11 protein-coding genes are annotated in these 12,143 nt (G+C 62.5%); 2 read left to right on the top strand and 9 right to left on the bottom strand.

Annotated features, from left to right (window positions below; genetic code table 11):
• Window positions 1-26: 26 nt before the first annotated feature.
• The 6 genes from RW095_RS36435 to ugpQ form a co-directional block, all read right to left on the bottom strand.
• A complete protein-coding gene (locus RW095_RS36435) occupies window positions 27-1,307 on the bottom strand; it encodes a dicarboxylate/amino acid:cation symporter (protein WP_317020573.1) in 1,281 nt (426 codons plus the stop codon).
• A gap of 376 nt (window positions 1,308-1,683) precedes the next feature.
• Window positions 1,684-2,754 (bottom strand): ABC transporter ATP-binding protein, encoded by a 1,071-nt coding sequence (locus RW095_RS36430; protein ID WP_128584590.1) that lies wholly within the window; start codon window positions 2,752-2,754, stop codon window positions 1,684-1,686.
• A gap of 33 nt (window positions 2,755-2,787) precedes the next feature.
• On the bottom strand, window positions 2,788-3,579 hold the full coding sequence (locus tag RW095_RS36425; RefSeq protein WP_020067076.1) for an ABC transporter permease: 792 nt from the start codon (window positions 3,577-3,579) through the stop codon (window positions 2,788-2,790).
• Window positions 3,576-4,514, bottom strand: coding sequence for an ABC transporter permease (locus tag RW095_RS36420; protein ID WP_128584592.1), 939 nt, complete (start codon window positions 4,512-4,514; stop codon window positions 3,576-3,578). Before RW095_RS36420 ends, RW095_RS36425 begins: the two co-directional genes overlap by 4 nt.
• A 162-nt stretch (window positions 4,515-4,676) precedes the next feature.
• Entirely contained in the window at window positions 4,677-5,789 is a 1,113-nt protein-coding gene (locus RW095_RS36415; RefSeq protein WP_317020572.1) for an ABC transporter substrate-binding protein, read from the bottom strand.
• A gap of 163 nt (window positions 5,790-5,952) precedes the next feature.
• Window positions 5,953-6,717, bottom strand: a complete 765-nt coding sequence (gene ugpQ / locus RW095_RS36410; RefSeq protein ID WP_317020571.1) for a glycerophosphodiester phosphodiesterase — start codon at window positions 6,715-6,717, stop codon at window positions 5,953-5,955.
• Between the two features lie 327 nt (window positions 6,718-7,044).
• Here ugpQ and RW095_RS36405 point away from each other — a divergent pair, with 327 nt between their 5' ends.
• Window positions 7,045-7,815: a DeoR/GlpR family DNA-binding transcription regulator gene (locus tag RW095_RS36405; protein WP_020067080.1), complete on the top strand. Its 771-nt coding sequence runs from the start codon at window positions 7,045-7,047 to the stop codon at window positions 7,813-7,815.
• Between the two features lie 29 nt (window positions 7,816-7,844).
• On the opposite strand, the gene RW095_RS36400 is transcribed toward RW095_RS36405, so the two are convergent.
• A complete protein-coding gene (locus RW095_RS36400) occupies window positions 7,845-9,512 on the bottom strand; it encodes a Na/Pi cotransporter family protein (protein ID WP_317020570.1) in 1,668 nt (555 codons plus the stop codon).
• A 207-nt stretch (window positions 9,513-9,719) separates the two neighbouring features.
• On the opposite strand from RW095_RS36400, the gene RW095_RS36395 reads away from it, so the two are divergent.
• Window positions 9,720-10,403: a histidinol-phosphatase gene (locus RW095_RS36395; RefSeq protein WP_317020569.1), complete on the top strand. Its 684-nt coding sequence runs from the start codon at window positions 9,720-9,722 to the stop codon at window positions 10,401-10,403.
• A gap of 45 nt (window positions 10,404-10,448) precedes the next feature.
• On the opposite strand, the gene RW095_RS36390 is transcribed toward RW095_RS36395, so the two are convergent.
• Window positions 10,449-11,318, bottom strand: a complete 870-nt coding sequence (locus RW095_RS36390) for an ABC transporter permease subunit (RefSeq protein ID WP_317020568.1) — start codon at window positions 11,316-11,318, stop codon at window positions 10,449-10,451.
• Window positions 11,315-12,112: a taurine ABC transporter ATP-binding protein gene (locus RW095_RS36385; RefSeq protein WP_317020567.1), complete on the bottom strand. Its 798-nt coding sequence runs from the start codon at window positions 12,110-12,112 to the stop codon at window positions 11,315-11,317. Before RW095_RS36385 ends, RW095_RS36390 begins: the two co-directional genes overlap by 4 nt.
• Window positions 12,113-12,143: the final 31 nt, after the last annotated feature.

Below are 12,143 nucleotides of genomic sequence, written 5' to 3'. Positions count from 1 at the left end.
TCAGACAATGTGAGTCGATGCCCGGCTCAAACGCCGGCCGGCTCTTTGAGCGGCACGTCGCCGCGCAACGCCGCGTTCAGCTTGTTGCGGTCCAGTTCCCTTTCCCACGCCGACACGACCACGGTCGCCACGCCGTTGCCGACGATGTTCGTCAGCGCACGGCATTCGCTCATAAAGCGGTCGATGCCGAGAATCAGCACCATGCCCGACAGCGGAATCGTCGGCACCACGGCCAGCGTTGCCGCGAGCGTGATGAAGCCCGCGCCCGTCACGCCGCTCGCGCCCTTCGAGGTCAGCATCGTCACCGCCAGCAGCGTGAGCTGCTGCGCCCACGTGAGGTCGGTGTTCGTCGCCTGGGCGATGAACAGCACGGCCATCGTCATATAGATGTTGGTGCCGTCGAGGTTGAAGGAGTAACCGGTCGGCACCACGAGACCCACCACCGAGCGCGAGCAGCCGAGGTTTTCGAGCTTGAGCATCAGTTGCGGCAGCGCGGCTTCCGACGAGCTCGTGCCGAGCACGATCAGCATCTCTTCCTTGATGTACGCGATGAAGCGCAAGATGTTGAAGCCCACCGCACGCGCGATGATGCCGAGCACGACCACCACGAATACGATCGACGTCAGATAGAACGTGCCGATCAGCTTCAGCATGGGCAGCAGCGAGCCGATACCGTACTTGCCGATGGTGAACGCCATCGCGCCGAACGCACCGATCGGCGCGAGCTTCGTGATGATGCGCACGATGCCGAACAGCACATGCGAGAGCCCGTCGATGAAGTTCGTGACGACCTTGCCCTTCTCACCGGCCGTGGCGAGCACCGCGCCGAACAGCAGCGCGATCAGCAGGATCTGCAGGATCTCGCCCTGTGCAAACGCGGAGACGAGCGTGTCCGGAATCAGGTGCATCAGGAAGTCGACCGTGGTCTGGCCGTGCGCCTTGGCGGCGTACGAAGCGACTGCCTTGCCGTCGAGCGTGGCGGGGTCGATATTGAAACCGACGCCCGGCTTCAGCACGTGCGTCGCGATCAGGCCGAGCACCAGTGCAAACGTCGAGACGATTTCAAAATACAGCAGCGCCTTGCCGCCGACGCGCCCGACCTTCTTCATGTCCTCCATGCCGGCAATGCCGGTCACGACCGTACAGAAGATGATCGGCCCGATCACCATCTTGATCAGCTTGATGAAGCCGTCGCCGAGCGGTTTCATGTCGACGGCGAGATTCGGATAGTAATGTCCGAGCGCGATACCAATGATGATCGCCACGATCACCTGGACGTACAGCACTTTGTGGATAGGTTTCTTCACGATGGTTCCTGCGATGTGGGTGAGCCCATGGCCTGCCACGCTGCGCATCATGCGAACGAGTGATCGTCACGCCTGTGCACGGCATTAGGCCGCGACAAGACGACGAATTCAGAAATACCGGGAAGGGAAATCGGACATCGTTGTCTCCTTGCTTTAGTTGTCGGACCGTTGCGGCCGCGTTATCTATTTCGCAAGGTCGATGCCAGCTTGAGGTAGGCCGCGCGCCTTTGATTTTTATAGGTTTTCTTGCGCCTGTTCGCAAGTGCCATCCGGGTTTCCGGAAATCCAGACGACCCGCGTCGGGAAAACCGGAATTCGTTGCCGCAGCGGCCCCGGGAAAACCCGGAGCCTTTTCTGGCGGGGCTTTTGCCGTTTCCTAAGCGCCGCCCTCTTCGAGTACCAGCAGATTCTCATGCGAGAAACCGAGCGACACCGGCTGACCTCGTTCGGGTAAACCGCGATTCGGATCGTTGAACACGTCGAGAGAAATCACCGCATCTTTCACGCGCGTTCTGATCCGCACCACCGCGCCGAGAAAATTCACTTCTTCGACGGTCGCGCTCAGCGTGTTGCGGCCAGGCGCCGCGGGTTCGAGCACGATCGCTTCGGGGCGCAGCGCGAGCAGGCGCTTCTTGCCCGCATCGCCGGCCGGCAGTTCCTGGGTAGTGGTCAACTCCTGGCCGTCCACGGCCATCTTGCCGGTCGCCGGATCGATCACATGCCCCGCCAGAATGTTCAGCGTGCCGACGAACGACGCGACGAAGCGCGTGCGCGGATAGTTGTAGATCTCCGAGGGCGAGCCGATCTGCTCGACGCGCCCTTCGTTCATCACGACGATGCGGTCGGAAATCGACAGCGCCTCTTCCTGATCGTGCGTGACAAAAATCGACGTGATGCCGAGTTCGCGCTGCAGCGCGCGAATGTCCTGCCGCAGCGAAATGCGGATCTTCGCGTCGAGCGCGGACAGCGGCTCGTCGAGCAACAATACCTGCGGCTTGCCGGCCAACGCGCGCGCCAGCGCCACACGTTGCTGCTGACCGCCCGACAGTTGCCACGGATAGCGGCCTCCGAGTTGCGGCAGCTTGATCAGGTGCAGCATCTCTTCGACGCGCTGGCTGATCTCCGCCTGCGGCCGATGCGTGATCTTGAGTCCGAAGCCGATGTTCTCAGCCACTGTCATGTTCGGAAACAGCGCATACGACTGAAACACCATGCCGACCTTGCGCTGCCGCGTGCGAAGGTGCGTGACGTCCTTGTTATCGAGCCGGATGATGCCGCGCGTCGGCGTTTCGAAGCCGGCGATCATCCGCAGCACGGTCGTCTTGCCGCAGCCAGAAGGCCCGAGGAAAGTGATGAACTCGCCGCGCTCGATCTTCATGTCGAAGTGATGCAACGCGATGTTCGCACCAAAGGACTTATGCAGATTTTCGATCTCGAGAAATGCCATGATTCGCTGCCTCAGTGGATCAAGCTCATTGCATCAAACCTTCTGACCGCTCAACGCGCGGGCCGAGCCGAACACCTGGATCAACCCCATCGACGCCCATGTAATCATGAACGCGATGATCGCAAGCGCCGACGGCTCATACGCGCGATTCGCGCCGATCAGTTGCAGGTAAGGGCCGAACGCGGGGCGATCGAGCAGACTCGCCAGCGTGAACTCGCCGATCACCACCGCAAAGGTGAGAAACGCGCCGGACAGAATGCCCGAGCGGATATTCGGGAAGATCACCTTGAAGAGAATGGTCGGCCAGTTTGCGCCGAGACACTCGGCGGCTTCCGTGAGCGAGCGCACGTCGACGGCGCGCAGGCCCGCATCGACCGCGCGGTACATGTACGGCAGAGAAAGCGTCACGTAGCCGAACACCAGCAGCAGATCGGTCGCGCGCTCGTTGCTCGTGAGCGGCAGAATGGAACTGCTGTTGTAGATGCGCAAATAGCCGAACACGATCACGATAGCCGGCACGACGAGCGGCAGCAGCGTAATGAATTCGACCACAGGCCGCAGCTTCGGCAAGCGCAGTTGCACCCAGTAAGCGGTCGGCACAACAAGCAATATGCCGACGACGATCGTGAGCAGCGCCATCAGAATCGAATAGCCGAACGAGGCCTGAAAGCGCGGATCGCCGAGCACCACGCTATACGCTTCGAAGCTATACGTGCCACGCTTCATCCGCAGACTGAACTCGAAGGTGGCGATCAGCGGAATCAGGAAGTACAGGGAACCGACCACCATGGCGGTCCACGCTCCCACGCGCGATTGGCTTTTCATCCGCGGCCCCTTTCAGCGCGTGAGCGCAGCCAGATGTAGCCGCCATTCGAAAGACCCGTGACGAGCACCATGCCGAGCGCAAGCGCGTAGCCGAGGTTCTGGTTGTGCATGACGTCGCCGCGAATCTGCGCAAAGAGCAGAATCGGCACGATGTTCAACGAGCTGCCGGTCAGCGCATAAGCGGTGGCGACCGCGCCGAAGGCGTTGGCGAACAGCAGCAGCGTCGCGCCCAGCACGCTCGGCCATAGCACCGGCAGCGCGACGTAGCGCCAGTACTGAGACGCGGTGCCGCCGAGGCAATCGCATGCTTCGCGCCATTCGCGCTTCAGGCCGTCGAGCGCGGGCGTGACGATCAGCACCATCAATGGAATCTGGAAATACAGATAGGTCAGCGTGAGCCCCGAAAAGCTGAGAATGCTGAAGCCCGTCGAATACAGATTGAAGCCGAGATACTTCTTCAACAACACGGTGACGAGCCCGACGCGCCCCAACGTGCAGATGAAAGCGAACGCGAGCGGCACGCCCGCAAAGTTCGACGCGACACCGGAGAACGTCATCAACGTCGGACGAATCCAGCCCGGCAGCTTGCCCTGCACCGCCGCCCAGGCGAGCAGCGAGCCGATCAGCGCACCGCCCGCCGCGGATGCCGCGCTTACCTTGAAGCTGATCCAGTAGGCGTCGAGCACGGACGGCTGAAACAGATCGCGCAGATTGGCGAGCGTGAAATGACCTTGCGAATCCTGGAACGCGCCGATCATCAGAAAGCCGGTCGGCACAATCAGGAACAGCAGCGCGAAGGTGAAGAACGGCACGACGCCGATCCAGGCCAGCATCTGCGACGCGCGGCCCGGACCGTCGACGCGCGGCGTTGGGGTGGGCACAGGCGGAACCAGCAAGTCCGGCTGCACCGATCCAGCATCCGATGAAGCGCTCATAGCTCACCCTTTGGGTATTCGCCGCAATGGCCGCATTGCCGGCGTTGCCGCATTGCCGGCGTTTCCGGCCCTGAGGGCTAACGGCGCGCGCGCCGTCCGACTGGCACGGCGCGCACGGCACGCACGGCACGCACGACCGCGCGCTAAACGTCGACGTAGCGCTTACTTGACGTTCGCGCCGACCGTTTCGTCCCAATGCTTCGTGATGGTTTCCTTGTACGCGTCCTGTTGCTGGAGCGTCGGGAACACCACGTTCTTATACGACGACGGCGGCGGCAACTTGTCGAGGAGCGCCTGCGGCACCTTCTTCGCGGCCACCAGTTCGTTGTAGCGCATCGGGTGGCAATAGCCGGTCAACCAGCCGATCTGGCCTTCGTCGGAATAGAGATACTCCATCCACAGCTTGGCTGCGTTCGGATGCGGCGCATAAGCGCTGATCGCCTGCACATAGACGCCTGCGACCACGCCCGTTTTCGGAATCACCACTTGAACCTTCGGGTTGCCCTTCAGCGTGTCGCGATCGGCGAGCGCGTTGTAATCCCAACGGACGACGATTGGCGTCGTGCCTTGCGCGAGCGACGCGGCCTTGCCGATCACCGGCACGAAGTTGCCGCTCTTGTTCAGGTCGGCGAAGAACTTGAGGCCGGCTTTGTCCGCCTTGCTCGCGTCGCCCTTGCTTTGCGCGAGACCCGCCGCGTACACCGCCTGAATCGCCTGATTCGCGGACCGCGGATCGCCCGCGAGCGACACTGCGTTCTTGTAGTCTGACTTGAGCAGGTCGCTCCAGTCGGACGGCGCCTTGTCGATCATGTCGGCATTCACTTCGAACGCGAGCACGCCGTAGTAGTCGCCGTACCAGTAGCCGTCGGCATCCTTCGATTCCTTGGGAATCGAGTTCCACGTAGAGACCTTATACGGCTGCAGCAGCCCTTCAGCCTTCGCGCTCGGGCCGAACGACAGGCCCACGTCGATCACGTCGGGCGCTTGCGGACCCTTGTTGCCCTTGTTCGCCTTGATCGCTTCCACTTCATCGCCGGAGCCCGCGTCGGGATTCAGCTCGTTGATCTTGATGCCGTACTTCTTCTGGAAACCCGCGACGAGTTGCCCATAGTTGCACCAGTCGTGCGGCAACGCGATCACGGTAAGCTGGCCTTCCTGTTTCGCGGCGGCGATCAGTGCGTCGAGCGGCGCGGCGCAAGCGCTGCTCGCGCCGGCGGCAGCGACGCCTGCGGCGGCAGACATCGAAAGTATGCGAGCTAACACGGTGCGGTTCATAGTTTTCCCCATCCTCTGCCGAAGTTGCTACGTTTGGAAAATTTCTAGTTCGACTTCAAGGGCGCTACTCGTGCGCCATTGCGTGCGCTCCTGGATCAGCCTTTGCGGCCGCCTTCGCGTGCCTGCCTGCGCGCCCACGCCCTGCGTTGGCCGGCTTCGCAGCTCAAAGCATGTCGTGCTGCAGCTTATCGATGCGATCTGTACAAATCATGTCAACGCCCCACTGCGCGAGCAATTGCGCGCGCGCCGGATCGTTGACCGTGTATGCGAGCACATGCAGTCCAGCCGCGCGGATCTCGCCGACGAGCGGCTCGGTCAGATAACGGTGGCTCGCATGCAGGGACACGCAGCCGAGCTCTCGCACGATACGCAGCCAGTCCGCAGGCACTTCCTCGAACAGCATGCCGCGCCGCAACGAAGGCGCCGCGTCGCGCGCAGCCGCAAGCGCCTCGAAAGAGAACGACGACAGCAGCGGCGGCGTTTGCCCTTGCCACAACCTCAGCGCACCGTCCGCAACAAGGCGGCCGGTGATCTCTTCACGGCCGGGACAGGGTTTGATTTCGATGTTCGCCGCGATGCCGTCGCGCGCGCAACGCGCAGCCGCATCGGCAAGCGTCGGCAGGCGAGTGCCCGCGAATTGCGGACCGTACCAGGCGCCCGCGTCGAGCATGGCGAGCTGCGCCCATGTATAGACAGCAGCGGCGCCGTAGCCGTTGGTGGTGCGCTCGAGCGTGTCGTCGTGCAGCAGGAAGAGTTCGTTGTCGGCGGAAAGCTTGGCGTCGAACTCAACCATGCGGTAGCCGTGGCGCACACAGGCGTCGAAGCCCGCTAAAGTGTTTTCCGGCGCGAGCGTGCCGCCGCAGCGGTGCGCGACGAGCGGCGGATATGGCCAGTCTGCAGGTGATGCATGATCGATCCCGTTTCCCACGTCCGGTCACCTTTCACCCAGAATAAAGCGGAGAGCGTATTGAATGCGCTCCAACGCATGCGGTCTTGTCAAAAAGCGCCACGCTAATGCACGAAAGTGCGCGAAAGAACAGATCAGACTTTCCCTTCGAACATCCGAAATTCGAACAAGCACGGCGCTTCGATTTGCGAAGGCTAAAGTCAAATACACAAACTTGCAAGCTGCCAAAAAAATACAACACAATGGGGCTAAAGGAGTAGGCTTGACATCGTCTGGTCACACATTCGTGTCCACGATGTCACACGTTAAGACACGTTGTGCGAGCGCCTTCGCATCCAAGGAAAATGCATGTGGCAGGAAGACCGTCATCAGAGAATACGCGCATTGGTGTCGACGCTGCATCGGGTGTCGACCGAACGGATCATGGCGGATCTTGGCGTGTCGCGCGAAACGGTCCGGCGCGATCTGCTCGACCTCGAAGCGCTCGGTGAATTGCGGCGGGTACACGGCGGCGCGATCAAGCCCGCTGACGAAGCGCCCATCGCCGAGCGCGCTCACATGCGCGTCAAATCCAAGACGGCGATTGCAAAGGCGGCGACCGGGTTGATCGCGAGCGGCCAGACGCTATTCATCGACGCGGGCACCACGACCGCCGCACTCGCCGAAGAGCTCGCGAAACTCGCCAACCTGACCATCGTCACGAATTCGATCGACGTCGCGTTGAAGCTGCGCGGCGCTGCGGAACAAGCCGATGCGGGCAACGAAGTGATTCTGCTCGGCGGCACGATCAGCGACCGGGCAATGGCAACCACGGGTGCCACCACCGTGCTCGATATTCAGCGCTATCGAGCGGACCTTGCGCTGCTGTCGCCGGTCGGCGTCGATCACCGGCATGGCGCGACGAATTACGACCACGCTGAAACAGAAGTGGCGCGCGCGATGGTCGCGAATGCCGACCGTGTCGTGATCCTTGCTGACTACAGCAAGATTGGCCAGCGCAGCCGGATCTCGTATTGCCCGGTCGAGCGGATCGACGTGCTCGTCACCAACAAGAAGGCCGCCGACGCCGCCGATTTCACCGCGCTAAAAAAGAAGCTCGAAGAGGTCGTGCTGGCCTGAAGCGTCTTGCGGCGCGCCGCCCGTGCCGCTCATTCCTTCACATGCATCGTGTCGAGCGCGCGCTTGCGCAAACGCGTGTCATGCAATGCGCCGGCGGCGTCGAGCACCGGGTAAGCCGTCGAGCAGAACAGCGAGTTGAGCCGCTTCATGTCGCTGATCAGATCCAGATGCAATGCGCTCGTTTCGATGCTGCGCAGAGTCTGCCCCGTGAGCCGGTCCAGATGCCTGTATGAATACGCACGCTCCAGATCGCGGAAACGCTCTTTTTCGGCGAGCAGACGTTCGGCGCAGCGCAGATCGTTGTTCAGGAATACGGATAGACCGAGTTGCAGATTACTGACGAGCCGCGCCTGCAGATCGTCCAGTTCGCCGAGTCCTTCTTCTGAAAACGACAGGCGGTGAGCGATCTTCTTCTCCTCGATATCCCCTACGATCCGCTCGATGATGTCGCCCGCATGCTCTAGGTTGATCGTCAGCGAAATGATGTCGGTCCAGCGGCGGCTGTCGGCTTCGTCCAGCTGCTCGCGTGAAATCAGCGTGAGGTAGTTCTTGACCGCTGCGTAGAGTTCGTCGACGTCGTCGTCCATACGGATCGTTTCCCGCGCCTTGTCGAGATGATTGTGATGAATCAGCTCGGCCACGTTGTCGAGCATGGCCCGCACGATATCGCCGATACGCAGCACTTCGCGCGCCGCATGCGCGAGCGCGAGCGTCGGCGTGGACAGCGCGGCCTCGTCCAGATGCAGCGGCCGCAGTTCGCCGTTCGGCATGGGCCGGTCGGGCAACACGCGAACGCAGATGCGCGCCACCGGATCGATCAGCGACAGACACGCGCAGCAACGCACCGCGTTGTAGATCAGATGAAAGCCCACCGTGGCTTCGCGCGGATTGGCGATCAGCACCGGCAGTCCGCGCGCGAGCAGGGACGTGAACGGCAGGATCAGCAGCGCGCCCGCCAGCTTGAAGGCGAAGCTGCCCAATGCGAGCCGGCGCGCCGCCGCGTTTTGCGCCACGGTGCCGACCAACGCCAGCAAGCCGCTGCCGAGATTCGCGCCGATCACGAGGCACAACGCCACCTTCAACGAAATGACGCCCGACGATGCAAGCGTGGCCGTGAGCAGCACCGCTGCGAGGCTGGAATACGACAGCATTGCGAAGGCCGCGCCCACCAGCGCGTCGAGCATGGTGTCGCCGGTCAATGCGCCGAACATCACTCGCACGCCTGCGCCTTGCATCATCGGCTGAGCGGCCTCTACGATCAGATGCAGCGCAAGCAGAATCAGACCGAGACCGATCAGCGTACGCCCGGCCTGGCCTGTGCGCGTCTGCTTGCGCGAGAGGAACAGTGGCACGCCGAAGAGGATCAGGATCGGCGACAACCAGGACAGATCGAGAGTGAGAACCCGCGCCATCAGCGCCGTGCCGACGTCGGCGCCGAGCATGATGGCGAGCCCACTGGTCAGCGGCAGGAGCCCTTGTGCGGCAAACGACGTGACGATGACCGCCGTGGCGTTGCTGCTTTGCACGAGGCTCGTTACGCCGACTCCCGACAGGAATGCTCGCCAACGGCTGCGGGTGCTTCGCCCGAGGATGCTGCGCAGATCGGCGCCCAGTACGCGCAGGATGCCGGTGCGAACGATATGCGAGCCCCAGACAAGCAGTGCCACGCCGGCGAGAAGGTTAAGGAGAATCAACATAAGGCACTGCTCTTATTCTCTGCTGCCATGACCCGAACCGCATGCCGCGCGTACGACACCCGGGGCGTATATGACAGTAGTGTTGCACATTTTTGCCTTATTGTAATTTTGTGCTTTTAAATATACGCTCGCTCAACGATGAGGATCGTCGCGTGGCCGTCTGTGCCGTTCATGTGGCGCTTCCACCACCTGTCACGAGGACAACGGATGAGCCGCAATCTCGCGCTGTTCGACCTGGACCACACGTTGCTGCCGCTCGACAGCGACCAGGCATGGGCTCACTTTATCGCCGGACTTGGCATAGAAGGCGCGGCGCGGCATGCGCAAGACATCGACGAGTATTACCGGCAGTACGTAGCCGGTACGCTCGACATGGCCGCCTATCTGGACTACACGTTGGCGCCGCTCGCTCGCCACTCGCGCGAGCAGCTCGACGCATGGCATGCGCAATTCATGCAGGAAGTGATCACGCCGGCGATCCTGCCGGCCGCACGTGAACTGGTGCAGCGTCACATCGAGGCGGGCGACCTCTGCTGCATTGTCACCGCAACGAATGTGTTCGTTACCGCGCCTATCGGCAAGGCGCTCGGCTTCGAGCATCTTCTTGGGATCGAACTGGGTACAGAGGGTGATGATCCGCTTGCCCGTTTCACAGGCACGTCAGTGGGCGTTCCGACTTTCCGTGAAGGCAAGATCGCGCGCACGGAGAGCTGGCTCGCTTCACTCGGCCACCGTTTGCACGACTTTCCGGAGAGCTGGTTCTATAGCGATTCGATCAACGACGTTCCGCTGCTCGAACGCGTCACGCATCCGGTCGCGACAAATCCCGATCCGCGTTTGCGTGCGATCGCGAACGAGCGAGGCTGGCCGGTCATCGAACTTTTCCCGTGACGCACACGCTAGCGCATAACCGCTAGCGCGCGAGCATATCCGCGCTCACGCGCGCCCTTTCCATGGCACGAGCCACCGCTCCAGCGCGCGCATGCCTAGATCGAACACCCAGGCGATCAAGCCGATTAGCACAATGCCCATGACCACGACGTCGGTGCGCAGAAAGCTCGACGCGTTGAGCACCATCTGACCCAGCCCGGCGGTCGCCGCGACCATTTCGGCGGCGACCAGCGTTGTCCAGCCGAAGCCGATAGCGATGCGCAGGCCGGTCAGTATCTCCGGCAGCGCGGCCGGCAACACGACATGACGCACGACTTGCGAAAAGTTGCCGCCGAGCGAATAGGCCGCGTGGATCTGCTCGATGGTCGCACTGCGCACGCCGGCGCGCGCGGCCATAGCAATGGGTGCGAAACAGGCAAGGTAGATCACGACGATCTTCGCCGTTTCGTCGATGCCGAACCAGATCACGACGAGCGGCAGATAAGCGAGCGGAGGAAGCGGCCGGTAAAACTCGAGCGGCGGATCGAGCAGACCGCGCGCGACACGGCTCACGCCCATCAGTATGCCGACCGGCACCGCCGTTGCCGCCGCCAGCACGAACGCGCCGAACACGCGTAACGCACTCCACGCCAGATGCTGCGACAGCGGCAAACCGCCCTGAATGCGTCCGCGCGAGGCGTCTACGAACGCGGCCCAGACCGCTTCCGGCGTCGGCAGAAACAACGGCGGGAGCCAGTGCAGATGTGTGGCCAGCCACCAGAGCGCCGCGAGACTCGCGACCGACACGGCGCTAAGGGCCGCAGTCGGACCTTCGCCCGGCAAGCGCCAGCTCCTCGCGGACCGTGCTCCACGCCGCTCGCGCGTCTCGCTATCCGTCAGCGGCACGTTGCCTAAGGATTCGCGCGAAGCCGTCATTGACTCACCTCTTCTTCGTTACGGCGATGCAGGTGGCGCACCAGCCGCTCGCGCCACTCCATGAAATCCGCCGACGACTTAACCGCGCGGGCGTCGCGCGTCTGCAGGAAACGCCGCGCGAACGGCAAGTCGTAACTCTGCGCGATTCGACCTGGGCCTGGCGTCATCACAACCAGACGCGTCGCGAGAAACAGCGCCTCCTCGACGCTGTGCGTGATGAAGAACACCGTCTTGTGCGTGCGCCCCCACACATCCAGCACGAGCTCCTGCATCGACTCGCGCGTCATTGCATCGAGAGCGCCCATCGGCTCGTCCATCAGCAGGACTTGAGGATCGCTCGCCAGCGCGCGTGCAATGCCGACGCGCTGCTGCATGCCGCCCGAGAGTGCGTGCACGCGCGAATGCGCATGCTTTTCAAGCCCGACGAGTGCAAGCATTGCGCGTGCGACGCGCTCGCGTTCGGCCTTCGGCACGCGTTGGAAGCGCAGACCGAGCGCGACGTTATCGAGCACGTCGAGCCATGGCATCAGTGCATATTTCTGAAACACCACGCCGCGATCCGCACCGGGGCCGCGGACGCGCTCGCCGTTTAACCGCACCTCGCCTTGCGTTGGCGAAACGAATCCGGCAATGCAGTTGAGCAAGGTCGTCTTGCCGCACCCCGATGCACCCAACGCGACGACAAACTCGCCGCTTTCGATGTGCAGATCCACGTCGTCGAGCGCGAGTTGCGAGGCGCCGCCGCGTGAACCTTCATAGGCGACACGCAATCGCCGGATTTCAAGAGCGCTCATGGGCCAGCCTCAACATGCGCACCCGATTGCC

This window comes from Paraburkholderia kirstenboschensis (assembly GCF_032806925.1).
GTDB lineage: Bacteria > Pseudomonadota > Gammaproteobacteria > Burkholderiales > Burkholderiaceae > Paraburkholderia > Paraburkholderia kirstenboschensis.
The sequence above is the reverse complement of the archived record's forward strand: the minus strand, read 5'-3'. Positions and strand labels throughout refer to the sequence as shown.